2 protein-coding genes (1 of these 2 cut by a window edge) are annotated in these 20,123 nt (G+C 64.7%); both read right to left on the bottom strand.

All coding sequences use genetic code 11. The features are described from left to right. Positions 1-11,175, bottom strand: partial view of an SDR family NAD(P)-dependent oxidoreductase gene (locus tag LVJ94_21620; GenBank protein WXB09817.1) — the beginning only. 16,383 nt of this gene lie to the left of the window's left edge; the window shows 11,175 of its 27,558 coding nt (coding positions 1-11,175); it begins with the start codon at positions 11,173-11,175; the stop codon falls past the left edge of the window. Then, positions 11,172-20,123: an amino acid adenylation domain-containing protein gene (locus LVJ94_21615; GenBank protein ID WXB09816.1), complete on the bottom strand. Its 8,952-nt coding sequence runs from the start codon at positions 20,121-20,123 to the stop codon at positions 11,172-11,174. Before LVJ94_21615 ends, LVJ94_21620 begins: the two co-directional genes overlap by 4 nt.

Raw genomic sequence — 20,123 nt, 5'->3', positions numbered from 1 at the left:
GCCGAGGCGGAGTGCTTGGCAAGCTAGATGAATGGCAACGAGGGAGGAGGAACAGGCGGTGTCGACGCTGAGAGTGGGGCCTTGAAGGCCGAAGGTGTACGCGATGCGTCCGGAGGCAACGCTGGCGGCGCTACCGATACCGAGGAAACCTTTGAGGTCATCCAGAGCAGAGGAAGAGGGGACAAGGCGAGCGGCGTAATCGCCGGACATGATGCCGACGAAGACGCCTGTAAGAGAGCCGTGAAGAGAGGCGGGGTCGATGCCGGCGCGTTCGAAAGCTTCCCAGGAAGTTTCGAGCAAGAGTCGTTGCTGGGGATCGAGAGCGAGGGCTTCGCGGGGACTGATGCCGAAGAAGGCAGGGTCGAAACGGTCCGCATCGAGAAGGAAGCCACCATGGAGGGCGTGGTGAGGTGCCATCTCGTCGAGCGCATCGAGATCCCAGCCGCGGCTCCGAGGGAAGACGGAAATCGCGTCTTGCTCTTCGCGCAATAGACTCCAGAGATCTTCCGGCGAGGAGACGCCCCCTGGAAAGCGGCAACTCATCGAGACGATGGCGATGGGGTCTTGATCCGAAGCGGGTTCGACCCGCACGGCGGGTTGCTCGGCGATGCGCCCGAGGACCTTGGAGCTCAAGAAGTGAGAGAGTACGGCGGGAGTGGGGTAGTCGAAGAGAAGCGTGGCTTGGAGTTTCAGGCCGATGGTGGCAGCGATCCGGTTACGGAGCTCGACGGCCATGAGGGAATCGAGCCCGATCTCCTGCAGCGGTCGATGGGGGTCGAGCGCAGCGGTCGAGGGGAGTCCAAGGACCGTCGCCGCCTCGGCGCGTACGAGCTCCAAAACGAAGGCGTGTTGCTCGGCGGAAGGAAGCGCGAGCAGGCGATGGGCGAGGGAGGACGCGGAGGCACGGGCGGCGGTAGGACGTGCCACGCGCGCCTGAACGAGACTTCGGAGGAGAGAGGGCAGAGAGGAAGCCTGCGCCTGAAGAGCGGCGCGATCGAAGAGAGCGGTAACGAGAGCGGGCTCCGAGCGAGCTAGCGCCTTGTCGAAGAGTGCGAGGCCTTTTTCGGCGGAGAAGGGCACGACTCCTGCGCGCCGCATGCGTGCGGTATCGGCGTCGCGAAGGTGAGCGGTCATGGCCGACGAGTCGGCCCAAAAGCCCCAGGCCAGGGAAGATGCGGGCAGTCCCATGGCGTGGCGATGCTGCGCGAGGGCATCGAGGAACGTGTTGGCGGCCGCATAGTTGGCTTGACCGGCGCCTCCGAGCACACCCGCGAGCGACGAGAAGAGCGCGAAGGCGGAGAGCTCCTTGTCTTTGGTGAGTTCGTGCAGGTTCCAGGCGGCATCGACCTTGGGAGCAAAGACGCGGTCGACGCGCTCGGGGCTCATGCCGGAGAGAAGCCCATCGTCGAGAACGCCTGCGGAGTGGACGACGGCAGTGAGGGGATGAGCCTCGGGAATGGTGGCCAGCAGCGCTTGCAGCGCGGAGCGGTCGCTGACGTCGCAGGCTGCGAGGGTGACGGAAGCGCCAGCGTCTTCGAGCTGGCGTCGCAGATCCTCGGCACCGGGTGCTGCCGGTCCCTTTCGTGAGGTCAAGAGCAGGTGCTTGACGGCGTGGGTTTCGACCAGATGCCGCGCGACGAGGGCGCCGAGGGTGCCGGTCGCGCCGGTGATGAGCACCGTGCCTTCGGGATGCATGGTGCGGGAAAGCGCGGGGCCCTGACGCAGACGCATCAATCGAGGAGCCAGGCGTTGTCCATTGCGCAGAGCGAGCTGCTTGTCGTCGTCGGGGAGAGGGTCGAAGAGAGCACGCTGGGAAGCGTCGCTTCGGTCGGAGTCGAGGACGAAGAGAGGGAGGTCGGGGTATTCGGTTTGTGCCGTGCGGACGAGGCCCCAAAGGGGGGCGTGAGCGAGGTCGAGGACGTCTTCGTCGGCGTGGGTGGCCATGGCCCGGCACGTGAGAAACACGAGTGGCGTGGAGGCGAGGCGCTCGTCGTTCGCCCAGGCCTGCAAAAGGACGAGGGCGCGGGAAGTCGCTTCGTGCGCGTCTGCAAGCACGTCCGTGGTTGTCGGCGCCATGAAGGGAACGACGACACCCTCGGGCGCGGAGGCACCTTGGTGGATCGCGTGCCTTAGCGCATCGAGATCGGCATAACGTTCGACCTGCAGCGCCGGCTCGACGTCGCCCGTTCCGAGGAGTGCCCAAGCCAAAGACTTGGGCGGGCTCGCGGGGGACGCACCTGCCAGCGGAGTCCAGGCGACCTGAAGCAGTGCATCGCGGTGGGCATCGCGTGCCCCGCGCAAATGCTCGGCGGAAACCGGGCGTGACGTAAGGGACTCGATGAAGGCGACGGGCTCGCCCGTGGCATCGGCGATGGCGAGCGAGACGGAGCCTTCACCTTGCTGAAGGCGCAGCCGGAGTGTGCAGGCTCCCACGGTCCGCAGGGAGACATCGTTCCACGAGAAAGGCAGTGCGACATCGCCCGAATGAGCTGCATTCGCGTGCACCGCAAGTACGTGAAGAGCAGCGTCGAGGAGGGCGGGATGAAGCGCGTAGCGCGAGGCTTCCTTGGCGATGGTTTCGGGCAGTGTGGCTTCGGCAAAGAGCTGGTCGTCTCGTTTCCAAACCGCGCGAAGACCCTGAAAATCTGGACCGTACGCGAGCCCGGAAGCTGCGAGCGTTTCGTACAGCCCTTCGATCGGAACGGGGACGGCACCCGGAGGGGGCCAGGCACGAAGGTCGAAGTCCGTGGGTTCGGGCGTTCTGGTAGCAAGCGTGGCGCGAGCATGGCAGATCCAGGGCACATCGTCGGTGGCATCGCGCGCGCGCCCATGGATGGTCAAGGGCCGTCGACCGGCATCGTCGAGAGGGCCTACGGACATCTGAATCAGGACCGCTCCGCTCTCAGGAAGCGAGAGGGCCGTTTCGAGGGTCAGTTCTTCGAGATGCTCGAGGCCGACGCGGTGAGCGGCGAGAAGTGCGAGCTCGACGAAGCCCGTGCCGGGGAAGAGCACCGAGCCGAAGACCGCATGCCCGGCGAGCCAGGGGTGCTCGGTGAGTGAAAGCTTTCCCGTGAACAAGAACCCATCGTTCTGCGCGAGCGGGATGGCGGCACCGAGGAGCGGATGCTCCGCCGACGACTGGCCGATGGAATGGACGTCGATGCGTTGGACCGTGCTCTCGAGCCAGAAGCGCTCACGCTGGAAGGCGTACGTGGGCAAGGGCACGCGACGCCCATTTGGCGCGATGAGGCGCCCATCCAGCGAGCACCCACGTGCGTAGAGCTCCCCGAGCGAGAGAAGGAAGCGAGTGAGATCGCCTTGGTCGCGACGGAGCGAGGGGACGACACTGCCCTCCGTGACCGAGCGCTCGAGGGACGCGAGCAGGGGCACGTTGAGGACGGGATGGGGGCTCACCTCCACGAAGAAACGATGCTCGTCCTCGAGAAGCTTTTCCGTGGCCTCCGCAAAGCGCACCGTTTGGCGGAGATTTTGGTACCAATAGGCCGCGCCGAGCTCACGACCCTCGACCGTGGTGGCCGTGACCGTCGAATAAAGAGGGATGCTGGCCGCGCGCGGCGTGATGGGAGCGAGCTTTTCGAGCAGCTCGTCCTGGATGGCCTCCACGTGGGCGCAGTGGGAGGCGTAGTCGACCCGGACTTTGCGGGCGAAGATCCGAGCATCGGCAAGTACTTGGAGGAGGGCATCGATGGCCTCGACGTCGCCAGAGACGAGGGTGGCATGCGCGCTGTTGATGGCCGCGACGGCGATGCGCGGTCCGAAGGGAGCGAGGAGCGGTTCGAGGGTGTCGAGGCCCCGCTCGATGGCCGCCATCGCGCCAAGCCCCGCGAGTTTGACGAGTGCGCGGCTGCGGACCGCGACGATCGTTGCGGCGTCTTCGAGCGAGAGCGCTCCGGCGACGAAGGCCGCAGCGACTTCACCTTGGCTATGGCCGACGACGGCGTCGGGGACGATGCCGAAGGATCGCCACAAGGCGGCCAAGGAGACCATGACGGCGAAGAGAGCAGGCTGGATGACGTCGATGCGATCGAGCCAGTCGGAGCCGAGCTCCCCGCGCAGAAAAGGAAGAAGAGAGAACGAGAGATGCGGCGCGAGTGCTCGATCGCAGGCTTCGAGTTGCTCTCGGAAGGGCGCGGACGTCTCGAGCAGGGAGCGGGCCATGCCGTCCCATTGGGAACCTTGGCCAGGGAAGACGAAGACGATATTGCTACCGGTGTCACCACGGCCGAGGACGGCGTCGTGTGTGGATTGAGCGAGAGCGACGGCTTGGAGGGAAACGAGCAGCTGGTCGCGGTCGCGCGCGACGAGCGCAGCGCGATGCTCGAAGTGATGGCGCGAGGTGGCGAGGGAATAGGCGACGTCGTGGAGGCCGACATCGGGATGCTCGAGCAGATGCTCACGGAGCCGTTCGGCCTGTGCCCGCAAGGCCGTCTCGGACTTGGCCGACAGGAGCAAAGGCAAAGGCTGGGGTACGGGTGCCGAGGACGCCTCGGGCGCGAGCGAGCTCTCGAGGTGTGGGGCTTCTTCGAGAATGAGGTGGGCGTTCGTGCCGGAGATGCCGAAGGAGGAGACGGCCGCGCGGCGACGCCGCCCCTTCGCGACCCAGGGAACGGGCTCGTTGAGCAGTCGGACGAAGCCGGAAGCCCAATCGATGTGCGGAGATGGAGTTTCGGCGTGAAGGGTCTTCGGCAAGAGCCCATTCTGAAGGGCGAGGACCATCTTGATGACGCCGCCGACGCCGGCGGCTGCCTGCGTATGGCCGATGTTGGACTTGAGGCTCCCGAGCCAAAGAGGATGGTCTTCGGAATGGGCCTGCCCGTAGGTGGCGAGAAGTGCGTGGGCTTCGATGGGATCGCCCAAGGTGGTGCCGGTCCCGTGGGCTTCGACGGCATCGACGTCTTGGGGAGAGAGGCAAGCACTGGCGAGCGCCTGCCGAATGACGCGCTCTTGGGCGGGGCCATTGGGGGCGGTGAGTCCTTGGCTCTTGCCGTCTTGATTGACGGCGGAGCCCTTGATGAGGGCGAGGACGGGGTGCCCATTGCGTAGAGCGTCGGAGAACTTCTCGAGGAGCAACATGCCCGCGCCCTCCGCCCATCCCGCACCATTGGCCTCGGCGGAGAAGGATTTGCAGCGACCATCGGGCGCGCCTGCGCTCTCGGAATCCATCATCACGAAGAGGCCCGGAGTGGCCATGACCGTGACGCCACCCGCGAGGGCGAGAGAACATTCACCGTGACGGAGCGCTTGGCAGGCGAGATGAACCGCGACGAGCGAAGAGGAGCAGGCGGTGTCCACGCTGAGCGCGGGACCTTCCAAGCCCAAGGTATAGGCAATGCGCCCCGAGGCGACGCTGGCCGTGTTGCCCGTGCCGACGTAATCTCTTATCTCTTTGAGGGACGCGGCGTATGGTCCGAGCCGGCTGGTGTACTCACCCTGGATGATGCCGACGAAGACGCCCGTGGGGCTTGCGTGGAGCGATGCGGGATCGATGCCTGCCCGCTCCAGCGCTTCCCAGGTAATCTCGAGCAAAAGCCGCTGCTGAGGATCGAGTGCGAGGGTTTCGCGCGGACTGATGCCGAAGAACGCAGGGTCGAAGCGATCCACCTCGAAGAGGAAGCCGCCCTCATGGGCACGGTGAGCGGCGGTCTCGTCGAGCGCATCGAGATCCCAGCCACGATCCCGAGGAAAGGCGGAGATGGCGTCGTGACCTTCACGCACCAGGCTCCAGAGATCTTCCGGCGAAGAGACGCCGCCCGGGAAGCGGCAACTCATGGCGACGATGGCGATGGGCTCTTGGTCCGAAGCGGCTTCGAGCCGCACCGCGGGCTGCTCGGCGATGCGTCCGAGGACGAGCGTCGCCAGGAAGCGCGAGAGGGCCAAAGGCGTGGGGTAGTCGAAGAGGAGCGTGGTTTGGAGTTTCAAACCGGTGGCCGCAGCGAGCCGGTTGCGGAGCTCGACGGCCATATGGGAATCGAGACCGAGCCCCTGCAGCGGGCGATTCGCCTCGAGCTCACCCGGGGCCGCAAGTCCAAGGACCGTCGCCGCCTCGGTGCGGACGAGATCGAGCACGAACGCATTTTGCTCGGCGGGCGAGAGCGCGAGCAGACGCTGGGCGAGCGAGGACGCGGAGGCCCGAGCCGCTGCAGGTCGAGCGGCGCGCGCGTGAATGAGGCCTCGGAAGAGCGACGGGAGGAACGAAGCGTTGGCGTGGAGCGCCGCGCGATCGAGGAGAGCGGTGACGAGTGCGGGCTCGGAGCGAGCAAGGGCCTTATCGAAAAACGCAAGCCCCTTTTCGGCCGGCATGGGGAGGATGCCTCCGCGCCGCATGCGGGCGATATCGGCGTCGACGAAGTGGGCGCTGATGCCAGACCTATCAGCCCAAAAGCCCCACGCCAGGGAGGAAGCGGGCAGTCCCATGGCATGGCGACGCTGTGCCAGGGCGTCGAGGAAGGCATTGGCGGCCGCATAGTTGGCTACTCCCGCACCTCCGAGAATGCCTGCGAGCGAGGAGTAGAACACGAAAGCGGAGAGCTCCTTGTCCTTGGTGAGCTCGTGCAAGTGCCAGGCGGCATCCACCTTGGGGGCAAAGACCCGGTCGATGCGTTCGGGGGTCATGCCCGAGAGAACCGCATCGTCGATGACGACGGCGGCGTGGACGACCGCCGTGAGGGGATGGGCGTCGGGAACGCTGTCCAACAGCGCTTGCAGCGCGGAGCGATCGGCGACGTCGCACGCCGCGAGCGTGACGGAGGCGCCGGCGTCTTCGAGCTGGCGTCGCAGCTCCTCGGCACCAGGCGCAGCGGGCCCTTTCCGGGAGGTCAGGAGCAGGTGCTTGACGGCATGATTCTCCACCAGATGCCTAGCGAGCAAAGCGCCGAGCGTGCCGGTGGCGCCAGTGATGAGCACCGTGCCTTCGGGATGCATGGCCCGGGGAGATGCGGAGACCACCTGACGCAGGCGCATCAATCGAGGAACGAGGCGCTGTCCGTTGCGCAGAGCGAGCTGCTTGTCGTCGACGGCAAGAGAGGCGAAGACGTCGGGCTGGAACGCGGCGTGTTGGTCGGAGTCGAGGAGGAAGATCGGCAGATCGGGGTATTCAATCTGGGCGGATCGGACGAGGCCCCAGAGGGGCGCGTGAGCGAGATCGAAAACGTCTTCGTCGGGATGGGTGGCGATGGCGCGACACGTGAGAAACACGAGCGGAGTCGACGCGAGGCGCTCGTCGTTCACCCAGGCCTGCAAAAGGGCGAGCGCCAGCGCGGTCGCTTGGTGGGTACCTGCAACCACGTCCGTGTTCTTGGGGGCGATGAAGGGAACGAGAACCCCATCGGGCGCGGAGGCACCTTGGTCGAGCGCGTGCTTCAGCGCATCGAGGTCGGAATAGCGTTGGACCCGGAGCGCCGGGTCGACGCCATCGGTCCCGAGAAGAGCCCAGACGACGGTCGGCGAGGTCGCGGGCGAATCACTGGGCAGCGGAGTCCAAGCGACGTGATGCAGTGCATCGCGATGGGCATCGAGGGCCCCGCGCAGTTGCTCGCGCGAGACGGGGCGCGAGACAAGGGATTCGACGAAGGCGACCGGCCCGCCCATGGCATCGGCGATCGCGAGGGAGACGCCGCCTTCTCCTTGCCGATAGCACACGCGGATCGTCGAGGCTCCCACGGTGCGCAGGGAGACGTCGTTCCACGAGAAGGGCATCGCGATCTGGACGTCCTCGGCCGAGCTGGCGATGAGCGCATGCAACGCAGCGTCGAGGAGGGCAGGATGAAGCGCGTAGCGGGAAGCCTCGTTGGCAAGGCTTTGCGGGAGCGTGGCCTCGGCAAAAATCTCGTCGCCACGTTTCCAAACCGCGCGAAGACCCCGAAAATCGGGACCATAGGCGACCTCGAAAGCTGCAAGCGTTTCGTAGAGCCCATCGATCGGAACGGGGACGGCCCCCGGAGGCGGCCAGGCGCGTAGGTCGAAGCCCATGGATTCGCCGCTGCTGGGAGCGAGCGTGGCACGGGCATGGCACGTCCAGGGCACATCGTCCGAAGCATCGCGGGCGCGCCCATGGATGCTCAAGGCCCGTCGACCGGTATCGTCGAGCGGACCGACGGACATCTGAATCAGGACCTCGCCGCTTTCGGGAGGAGCGGGAAGAGAGAGAGCCGCTTCGAGGGTCAGCTCCTCGATGTGCTCGAGCCCGACGCGGTGAGCGGCGAGAAGTGCGAGCTCGACGAACGCCGTGCCCGGCAAAATCGCAGAACCGAAAACCGCATGCCCGGCGAGCCAGGGATGCTCGGCGAGCGAGAGCTTTCCCGTGAACAAGAGCCCATCGTTTTGCGCAAGCGAGATGGCTGCACCGAGGAGCGGATGCTCCGCGGACGATTGGCCGATGGAAAGCACATCGGCGCGTTGGGCCGTATTCTCTAGCCAGAAGCGCTCGCGCTGAAAGGCGTACGTGGGCAAGGAAACGCGTTGCGGAGCATAGGGAACGAAGAAGGCAGACCAGTCGAGCGCAACGCCGGCCGTGTGGAGTTCGCCGAGGGAGAGCAGCAGGCGCTCGAGCTCGCCTTCGTCTTGCCAGAGAGAGCCCACGGCGACCGCCGCCTCGCTCGAGGAGGCTTCGAACGTCTCTCGCAAGGGCAGCATGAGCACGGGATGCGGGCTCACCTCCACGAAGAAGCGATGCTCCTCTTCGAGGAGCCTCAGGGTGGCATCGCCGAAGAGCACGGGGCGGCGAATGTTGTCGAACCAATAGGCGGCATCGAGTTCGGAGCCATCGAGCCGCGTGCCGGTGACGGTGGAGTAGAAGGGTACGATGGCCCTTTGGGGCCGAATGTCGCCGAGCTCCCGCAAAAGCTGCCCGCGCATGGAGTCGATTTGGACGGAGTGAGAAGCCACGTCGGCGCGGAGCTTCAGCGCGAAAACCTGACGAGTCTCGAGTTCGCGAAGCAAGGCGTCGATGGCGTCGGGCTCGCCGGCAACGGTGGTGGCATGGGGACTGTTGACGGCGGCAACGGCGACGCGGTGACCGAACGGAGCAAGGTAGGGCTCGAGCTGGGCGCGCGGAAGTTCGACCGCGGCCATGCTTCCGAGGCCGACGAAGCGCACCAGAGCGCGGCTTCGCAGAGCGATGATCTTGGCGGCGTCGTCGAGAGAAAGAGCACCCGCGACGAAGGCAGCCGCGACTTCACCCTGGCTATGCCCGACGACGGCGTCGGGGGCGATGCCGAAGGATCGCCACAAGGCGGCCAAGGAGACCATGACGGCGAAGAGAGCGGGCTGGATGACGTCGACACGATCGAGCCAATCGGAGCCGAGTTCGCCGCGCAGGAAAGGAAGAAGCGAGAAGGAGAGGTGAGAGGCGAACGCGCGGTCGCAGGCCTCGAGCGTTGTGGCGAAGACGGGCGACGATTGGAGCAGGGCTCGGGCCATGCCGTCCCACTGGGACCCTTGACCCGGGAAGACGAAAACGACTTTGCCATTGGCGGAGCTGCAGCCGAGAACGGCGTCGTGGGTGGTTCGAGCGAGAGCGACGGATTGGAGGGAATCGAGGAGCTGGTCGCGGTCGCGCGCGACGAGGGCGGCGCGGTGGTCGAAGTGGTGCCGCGTGGTCGCCAGGGAATAGGCGACGTCCGAAAGCTCGAGCTCCGGATGCGCGAGGAGATGATCTCGGAGCCGCTCGGCCTGCGCGCGCAAGCCCGTCTCACTCTTGGCCGAGAGGAGCACGGGGAGGGGCTGTGACACGGATCGATCCGAGGCCTCGGAAGCGAGTGAGCTATCGAGCCGTGGGGCTTCCTCGAGAATGAGGTGGGCGTTGGTGCCGGAGACGCCGAAGGAAGAGACGGCGGCCCGACGCGGTTGCCCGTTGGCGGCCCATGGAACGGGCTCGTTGAGGAGGCGGAGGGAGCCGGAAGACCAATCGATGTGCGGGGAAGGATTTTCAGCGTGAAGGGTCCTTGGCAAGAGCTCGTTCTGAAGGGCGAGGACCATCTTGATGACCCCGCCGACGCCTGCGGCCGCCTGCGGATGACCGACGTTGGACTTGAGGCTCCCGAGCCAGAGTGGTTTGTCTTTGGAATGAGCCTGCCCGTAGGTCGCGAGAAGCGCGTGGGCCTCGATGGGGTCGCCCAAAGAGGTGCCCGTCCCGTGAGCCTCGACCGCATCGACATCTTGGGGAGAGAGGCGAGCGGAATCGAGAGCTTGCTGAATGACGCGCTCTTGAGAGGGCCCATTGGGGGCCGTGAGTCCCTGGCTGCGGCCGTCTTGGTTGACGGCGGACCCTTTGACCAATGCCAAGACGGAGTGCCCGTTCTCGAGTGCGTCGGAGAGGCGCTCGAGCAAGAGCATGCCCACGCCCTCGCCCCAACCCGCGCCATTGGCATCGGCGGAGAAGGACTTGCAGCGCCCATCGGGGGCGCCTGCGCTCTCGGAATCAATCACCACGAACGTGGTGGGCGTGGACATGACGGTGACGCCGCCGGCGAGAGCGAGTGAACACTCGCCATTGCGCAGCGCTTGGGAGGCGAGATGGACGCAAACCAGGGACGAGCTGCAGGCGGTATCGACGCTGATGGCGGGGCCTTGGAAGCCGAACGTGTAGGCGATACGCCCGGAGGCAACGCTCGCGTAGCTGCCGGTGCCGATGTATCCTTTCAGATCCTCGAGGGAGTCCGCCGATGGATCCAGTCGAGCGCCGTAGTCGTTGTAGCTGATGCCGACGAAGACGCCGGTGAGACTCCCCTGAAGCGAAGAAGGCGTAATGCCCGCGCGCTCGAGAAGTTCCCACGAGGTTTCGAGCAAGAGGCGTTGCTGGGGATCGAGGGCGAGGGTCTCGCGAGGGCTGATGCCGAAGAAATGTGGGTCGAAGTCGGCGGCGTCGTGAAGAAAGCCTCCCTCGTGACCGGAATGGCCCTGGATCGATGGCTCCCAACCACGATTGACGGGGAAGGGGGATATGGCGTCTTGGCCATCGAGCAAAAGTTGCCAGAGATCTTCCGGCGTGCGAACGCCACCGGGAAAACGACAACTCATCGACACGATGGCAATCGGCTCGTGCGCTTTGGATTCGGAGTCACGCAACCGCGATTCGGTATCGGCCAGGCGCCTATCGGAACGGTGCAACTCGGAGAGAAGCTGCTGCAAATGTTGCAAAAGCTCTTGTTCGCTCATTGGATATCTCCGTTTTCCACGATGCCGAGGCGCCGTTGCACCATCGCAAGCAATTGATCACGACCGACCGCCTCCGGTTCATCGGAAGGTGCGGCTCGCGTCCGCAGCCAGTTGGACAAGATATCCTTCAGGCGGACCGTGAGCGCGTCGCCCGCGCGCTCGTCATCTCGGACCTCCTCGAGGAGCGTCTCCAGGTGCCCCATGACGGTTAGCAATTTCTGGATCGGATCGGGAGCCGCTTGCCGGCCACGGTATGCCTGGAGTTTACGTGCAAGCGCCGCGGTCGTGGGATGATCGAATACCAGCGTAGCAGGCAATTTGAACCCCGTGGCTTTTTCCAATCGATTGCGCAGTTGCTGCGCTGCGAGCGATGTAAGTCCCAGCTCGGCGAGGGGACGATTCGAATCCAGACACGACGAAGGATGCAGTTCGAGCACCGCTGCCGCTTCCTCGTTCACGAGGTTCAGTAAATCGTCACGTTCATCCAACTTCACCGTGGACTGCACGGAAGCGGCTATTGGATTGGGCAGGGCGCCGCGATCGATCTTCCCATTCGAGGTTAGCGGTAAAGCGTCCAACACGAGGACGTGTGCGGGGACCATGTACGTCGGAAGATCTCGGCGCAGCCAAGTGCGAATTAGCTCCGGCCCGATCTCGGAATCGCTCGATGATTCCGTATCACGCCGCAAGACCACGTAGGCAGCCAATTGTCGAGCACCGCGTGGATCTCCGACGGTACTGACGAATGCCCGCTGCACGAGCGGATTCTGTTCGAGTCGAGCCTGGATTTCACCGAGCTCGACGCGATGACCGCTGATTTTGACCTGACCGTCGTCCCGTCCGAGAAACTCGATGTCTCCGCTCGGCAGGTACCGACCGAGATCTCCAGTTCGGTAGAGTCGCTCTCCGGTACGCGGATGGACGAAAAACCGCTCCGCGGTTCGTGCGGGATCTCCGTAGTACTCGCGGGCGAGTCCGATGCCGCCGATGAAGAGTTCACCGGTGACGAAGTCGGGCCGGGGTCGCAGTTGGTCATCGAGAACGTGAAACGTTTGGTTCTGCATCGGGCGCCCATAAGGAATGCTCGTCCAATCCGGATTCACCGACTCGATGGGATACGTGATGGACCAAATGGACGCCTCGGTGGCGCCTCCGAGGCTGATCACCTGGCAATCGGGAAGGAGTGCGCGAACCGCGTCGGGGAGGGCGACGGGAATCCAATCCCCAGAGAGCAGGCTCAATCGGAGGCTACGCGGAAGGTGGTCCCCGCGGCTGCGTGCGTGCTCCACCAGCATCTGCAAGAGCGTCGGTACCGAGTTCCACACGGTGATCCCTTCCGCCTGGAGCCACGCGACCCATCGCTCGGGATCTCGCATGGATCTCGGCTCGGGCAGAACGAGGGTGCCCCCCGCACCGAGCACTCCGAAGATGTCCCACACGGATAGGTCGAACGAGAGCGACGAGATCCCGAGGACGCGGTCTCGCTCGGTGATGGCGAAGCGTTCGTTCATGTCGACGACGGTGTTGAGCGCTGCGCGGTGTTCGATGGCCACACCTTTGGGAACCCCGGTGGAGCCCGACGTAAAGATCACGTAGGCAAGGTCGTCCGGCGTGCCGAGGGGCTCGAGTGGAGCATCCGGAAGGGCGAGCCAGGGTCCTTCGGCATCGATGACGAAAGTCTGCACGTCGTCCATCTCGGGCCAATGCGCCGCGCGCACCGCTTGCTGCGTGAGTGCAAATCGAACATGACCGAGCGACATGAGCTCGCGCCGGCGAGCGAGGGGTAGCTCGGCGGCGATGGGCAGATAGGCGCCGCCTGCGTAGAGAACCGCAAGGGCACCCACGATCTGGGCCCACCCCTTGTCCATCACGATAGCGACCAGCTCGTCGCGACGGACACCGACCTCGCGCAACCGGCGCGCTACCCGTCGCGCCAGGCCCGTCAACTCCGCGTACGTGAGGCGGCGGTCGACATCGATCACCGCCATGGCGTCCGGCCGTTCTCGCGCCTGTCGGTCGAGCGGAGAGTGCAGGAACCCGAGCGGCGCAGGAGCTCTCGTGGCATTGACGGCTGCGCGCCGTTCGAGCTGTTCGGATGGCAGGTGCAGAAGCGCATCCCGCGACGTGAAGACGTCGTCCGAAGCCGCCAGCCCGTTCAGCAGGCGGCTGTACGCGTCCGACATGGCCGCGATCACACCTGGAAGGAACAACCCTTCCACGACGTCCCAGTTGTAGAAAAGTCCTTCGTCGGTCTCGATCACCTGATGATCGAGCCACACTTGGGGTGTTTGGGTTTTGATACAGGACTTGCCGATCGGCTCGAGACCGGGCGGATATTCGAGTTGCGTCACATTCGACAGCCCGATGCCGCTCGTGAACACCACCGGGAAACCGGTTCGGTCGCCACGCCGGTTGAACACCTCGCGCATGACGTCCACGCCATCCAAAAGGTGATGATCCAGATCGTCGTGCATCTGTTTCTGATGGCGCCGTGCACGGTCGGCAAACGTGGTTTCCTGCCCGAGATCGATCTCGACGAGCGCAAGCGAAGTGAAGTCTCCAATGACTGCGCGAAGCTGGGGGTGAATCTCGGGTCGCTGGAACAGCGTAAGATTCAGCGTGAAACGATTGCGACGGCTCCACGCGCCGACCACTTCGGCGAATGCAGCAAGAAGAATCGCCGAGGGCGATAGCCCAAATGAACTAGCGCGCGCTTTGAGCTGCTTCCAGGTTTGGGCGTCCAAGCAACCGGGATGGCGCTTGAACGACGGAACTCCGAGCGAGTCCGGGCTTACCGCCAGCGGAAGCTCCGGTGGCGGAGGCAGATCATCGACGCGTTCGACCCAATAGGTGCGGGCCCGTTCCAGCGCCGGCGATCCGGCAAGGCTGCGCATCCAGAGCACATAATCGCGAAACGTGACCTGCAGTGGTGCGAGAACGCGCTCGGGATGGGCGTAGAGCTGCAGAAGGTCCCTGGCAAAGGTGAACGCGCTGTGGAGGTCGACGAGGAGCATGTCGATGCCGATGTGCACTCGGACCGCCCCACCTGGGAGCCTCGTCGCGCGCAGGGCGAAGAGCGGCCACACATCGGAGCGCCGGGCGCGCTGCCACACTTCCTCGCGGACCACGTTGGCGCGTGCCTCGGCTTCGTCCTCGGCCAGGTGCGAAATGTCGAGAACGTCGAGCTCGAACGGCGGCACCTGCGCCAAGACCTGCTGCTGCCCGTCGGTCCGTACGATCGCCCGGAGCATGTCATGATGGGCGATCAGGCGACGCAGAGCCGTCTCGAGACGAGACGTGTCCAATTCGGCGAAGTCCGTCTCGTAGTACAGACTGGTCGCCACTCCACCGAGCACATGGGATGTCGTTTGCCCCACCCAATAGGCCGCTTGGACGGGGGTTAGCGGAAACGGATCGTTGCGACGGTCGAGCGTCGCGACGAAGGGAGGCGCGGTAACGTCTTCTCGCGTTGTGAGGAGGAGCGAATCGAGACGGTTCACGAGTGTGAGCAGGCTATCGTTGAAGATCGTGGAGACTGGCAAGATTTGGCCGGTGACGCCACGCAGACGATTGCGCAACTCGAGGGCCGTGAGGGAGTCGAGTCCGAGTTTGTGGAAGGGGCGGTGAGGCTCGAAGGACGCATCCGACGGAAGCCCGAGCACGGTGAGGGCCTCGGTGCGTACGAGGTCGAGCAGGGTGTGTTCGCGCTCGGTTGGAGACAGCGCGAGGAGTCGCTGGGAGAGCGAGGAAACGGTGGCGGTGTTGGACGCGAGCGGACGTGGAGGGCGAGAGCGGGCGGAAGGATGCACGAGAGAGAGCGCGTGAGCCTGGGCGGCCAAAGCGTCGCGCAGTTGCTCGACGGTCGATGAACGCGTTTCGAGTGTTTGGACGGAGCCAACAGGCTCGCCCGCGGTATCGGCAAAGGTTAGTGCAACGGTGTTCTCAGCGTGCTGTGGAGTGATGCACACACGCAGCGAAGTCGCGCCAACGGAGCGCACGGAGAGACCGGACCAGGAAACGGGAAGCGCGATGGCAGCGCAGGAGTCGGATTGCAGGGTGAGGGCGTGGAGCGCGGCATCGAGAAGGGCCGGGTGCAGAGCAAATCGGCCGGCGTCTTTGGCGGAAGTTTGGGGGAGGTGTACCTCGGCAAAGAGCTGGTCGCCGTGTTGCCAGAGTGCGCGCAGGCCTTGGAAGCTTGGTCCGTAGGCGAGCCCCGATGCGGCGAGGTGTTCATAGAACCCGTTGACGGGTACGGAGACGGCAGCAGGGGGAGGCCAGGCGCGCAGATCGAAGGAGGGCGCGGGGATGCACGGTGCCAGTGTGCCGTTGGCATGACGCGTCCAAGGTGCGTCGTCGGATGCGTCGCGAGGGCGGCTATGAAACGAGAGCGCACGTCGTCCGGCACCATCACCGGGAGCGAGGGACAATTGGACGACGATAGCGCCCCGTTCGGGCAGAGCGAGGGGGGCCTCGAGTGTGAGCTCTTCGATGCCGTCGAGACCGACGCGGTGCGCGGCGAGGAGAGCGAGTTCAACGAACGTGGTGCCGGGTAAACTCACCGTTCCATGAACGCAGTGATCGGCGAGCCATGGATGCTCTGCCAAGGAGAGGTTGCCGGTGAAGAGAAGGACACCGCTTTCCGCCAGTGTGACCGCTGCACCAAGCAGCGGGTGGTCGGCGGACGTCAGCCCCGCAGAGGCCACATCGCCGTGGTGGCCTTTTGGGTCGTCGAGCCAGAAGCGGTCGCGTTGGAAAGCGTAGGTGGGAAGAGGAATTCGACGGGGCGAGAGTGGAGCAAAGAAGGCATTCCAGTCGAGGGCGACGCCGGAGGTGTGGAGGGACGCGAGTGCCGTAATGAAGCTTTCGACGTCGTCTTTGCCTTTACGAAGGGTGGAAATGAACGAGAGGTCTTCGTCGTGAGGGAGAGCCTCTTGAGCCATGGCGCAGAGGGCGGCGCGAGGGCCGAGCTCGAGGAAGGTCCGGACGCCTTCGTGGTAGAGCGATTGAACTCCGTGTCCAAAACGGACGGCGTGCCGGACGTGTTGGACCCAGTAGTCGGGGGAGCGCAGCTCGTCGTCGGTAGCGCGTGAGCCGGAGAGATTGGAGATGATGGGGATACGCGCCGAATGAAAGGTTACCGATTGTGCGACGCGGCGGAAGTCGTCGAGCATTCCGTCCATGTGATGGGAGTGGAAGGCATGGCTGACGCGCAAAGGAGAGGCCTTGCGCCCGATGGACTCGAAGTGACGAGCCAGGAGAGAAACGGCATCGGGGTCGCCGGCGACGACGGAAGAGTCGGGGGAATTGAGCGCGGCGATGGAGACGCGGCCATGAAAGGGGTCGAGGAGGGGAAGCAGCTCGTTCTCGGATGCGGGGACGGCGAGCATGGCGCCGTGCAAGGGGATGGCTTGCATGAGGCGAGAGCGAGCGGAGACGAGGGAGCAAGCATCTCGGAGAGAGAGCACTCCTGCCACGTGAGCGGCGACGAGCTCTCCGATGGAGTGACCGAGGAGGAAGTGTGGCTGGAGGCCGTAGGCTTCGAGAAGGCGGAAGAGCGCGACTTCGAGAGCAAAGAGCGCGGGTTGGGTAAAGCCGGTTTGGTGAAGGCGAGAATCGAGATTGGAATCCAAAGGCGCGAAGAGGACGTCTTTGAGCGAGATCTCGAGGTCGGGGTCGAGAAGGGAGCAGACAGCATCGAGGGCGAGACGAAAGAGAGGAAAGGCTTGGTAGAGCGCCCGGCCCATTTCGGGGCGCTGGGTACCCTGCCCGGAGAACAGTAGAGCAATCTTTCGGTCCGCGGTGACAGGCGCAGTGAGTGCGTTGGGGGAGGACCCCGCCGGGGCAATCGAGGCGAGGGACGCGAGGAGATCGGCGCGGTCGCGAGCGATGACTGCGGCGCGATGCTCGAACTGCGCTCGCGTGGTGACCAATGAATGGGCCACATCCGCCAGGGCGATCTCGGGCCGCTGCTCAAGATGCGCGCGCAACTTCTCGGCCTGAGCGCGCAGGGCCGCCTGGGTGCTTGCCGACAAGAGAATCGGGAGGGGTAGCACTGCTTCTTGGGCAGCGTTTGGCGCGCCGAATGCGGCCTCCACCTCTTCGAGCAGTCCCGCCGGCAGCGGCTGCCACGCGGCGTTGTTACTGAGGACTTTCCTCCAGTCTGGCGTGAATCCCAGCTCATAGAGGGTCGCCAGTGTCGTGAGCAACGAGCTGCGCTCGTCTTCTCCTCGCCAGCACGACGCCAGACCCCATGACGTGGCGCCTCCTGTCTTCAGCGTATCCTCGATGGGCCCCAACAGTGCCGGATGCGGACCCAATTCGAGGAAGACCGTTGGTCCCTCGTTGGCCAGCGCTTCGACCGCATGACGGAATCGTACCGGCTGACGCAAGTTGTCGACCCAATGATCGGGGCCACATTCGGGGCCCCGTAGCCATGCGTCGCGGACCGTGGATCGAACGGGAATTCGTGCGAACTGAGGCGATAGACCCTGCAGGGCGTCGCGCAAGGGGTCGAGGACGGGGGCCATCTCGGGGCAGTGGCTCGCGAAGTCCACGTTCACACGGCGGAACTGCCACCCATCATCTCGGAGGCGGGCCTCGGTGCGTGCGATGGCGTCGAGGGAACCCGCGAGCAAGACGGACGAAGGGCTATTGCTGCCGGCGATCCACAGCTCGTCCACGAGGGGAAGAAGCGTCTTCTCGATATCCCCCTCGGGCAACGAGACCAGCAGCATCGCGCCGCGCCGTGCCACCTTGTCACGCACCAGCCGCGCGCGCTCAGCAACGATTCGAACGCCCTCGTCGATTCGCAGGACACCGCCAAGTACGCAGGCGGCCACCTCGCCCACACTGTGACCGACGAGCGCATCGGGCTCGATTCCCCATGATCGCCATAGCTCCCCGAGTGCGATCGCGATACTGAACATCGCAAGCTGCGAAACATCGGTTTCCTGCAAACGAGATTGCTTCGGATCGGCCAACAGCTCGCCCATGAGCGACCACCCGCACCGCGCTTGCACCTCGCGCTCGCAGATCGCGATGTTGGCGCGAAAGACGGCTTCCGAAGCCAGCAGCGAGCGGGCCATTCCCAACCACTGCGCGCCCTGTCCGGGGCACACGAAAACGAGGCGAGGGCGGGGAGTTCCCCACCGCCCGACCATCGCGGATTCTAGGGATAGTCGCGCGGGCAGCACCCCGGCCATCGCGCTCGCATTTGGAGCGGTCAACACCGTACGATAGACGCCACCATCATCGCGCGCGGCCAGCTCTCGACACAAGGTGGCGGCTCGGCCCCCACCCTTTGCGCGAGAGAACAACCCGAGCGCATCGAGCAGTCGTCGGCGGAGTGCCTTCTCGGAGGGAGCTGATACTGGTATCGCAACGGCCGTGCTTGCAGGTGCAGCCTCGAGCACGATGTGACAATTGGTACCGCCGAAACCAAACGAGCTGACCCCGGCGCGAGGAAGCTCCTCGGGGCAAGGCCAATCCTCAATCTCAGTTTGGACTTTGAGGTGGAGTTCGTCGAAATCGATGTAAGGATTGGGCCGCTCGAAATGCAAGTTCGGGACGAGTTGCCCATGATGTAGGCAAAGCGCGACCTTCAGTAGCCCTGCGACTCCGGCCGCCGCCTCGGTATGGCCAACATTGGTCTTGATCGAACCAATTCGAAGTGGCCGCTCCGCCGTATGACAGGGGCCGAGCACGGAGCCGAGCGCCTCGGCCTCGAGCGGATCTCCCAAAATCGTGCCCGATCCGTGTGTCTCCACATAATGGATTTTGATCGGATCCAAACCCGCATTGGCATACGCCTTCGCCAGTACATCTTTTTGCGCTTCGGGATTCGGTGCGGTCAATCCATTGGAGAACCCATCATTGTTAACCGCGCTACCACGGATGACGCAGTAAATGCGATCGCCGTTCGCAACCGCATCGCGGAGACGCTTTAGTACGATGATACCGACGCCTTCGCCCCGTACATAGCCGTTGGCGGATGCATCGAACGCTCGGCATTCGCCAGCGGGGTTCATCGCTCCGATCTTGCTCATCGCAACCGTGCTGTGCGGTGACGACATCAGGTGAACGCCGCCGGCGAGTGCCATGTGGCTTTCGCCGCAGCGCAAGCTCTGACAGGCGAGATGGACAGCCACCGCGGACGACGAACTGGCGGTGTTCACGGTGAGGCTGCCGCCCTGAAGACCCAAGAAGTAGCTGACGCGCGCCGATATGATGGACGTGTCTTGACCCGTGGCCGTGTGCGCATCGATGGCCTCGGCGTTACCGTACGTCAGTCGGGCGTAGTCGCTCCACATCGCGCCGAGGTACACGCCGACCGCAGAGCCGCGCAGGCTGCGGGGATCGATGCCGGCGTCTTCGAGGGCCTCCCACGACACCTCGAGTGCGAGCCGTTGCTGCGGGTCCATCTGCCGCGCCTCCCTGGGAGAGATCCCGAAGAAAGCCGCATCGAAGTTCGCAGCATTCTCGAGAAATGCGCCCCAGCGCGTCGTCATCTTACCGGGACAGCCAATGTCGTCGTCGAGGTATTGGGATGCATTCCACCGATCGGCGGGAACTTCGCGGACGCCATGGCGTCCTTCGCAAAGCATGGCCCATAGAGCATCGGGGGAATTGACGCTGCCGGCGAATCGACAGCCTAGTCCGACGATGGCGATTGGTTCCAACGGAGACTCGACACGGTCCTGACCCTCGTCGATAGCCGCTAGTTGCGAAGTGCCGCCGCCTTGGGCCAGGGAGGCGACGTGTCGAACCAGTGCAGCGGGGGTGCGCAGCTGCCATGCGACGGTGGGCAATACCCTATGCCCAATTTGCTCGGACAGTAGAGATACGAGGGTTGAAACTTGTAGACTGCGAAGACCGAGGTCCCAAAATCGAATATCGAGATCAACGGTTTCCGGACAGACGCTCGAGAGCTCGCCGATGATTCTCCCCAT

Source organism: Sorangiineae bacterium MSr11367 (assembly GCA_037157805.1).
Classification (GTDB): domain Bacteria; phylum Myxococcota_A; class Polyangia; order Polyangiales; family Polyangiaceae; genus Pendulispora; species Pendulispora rubella.
Note: the sequence above shows the minus strand (reverse complement) of the source record. Positions and strands in the feature narration are given on the sequence as shown.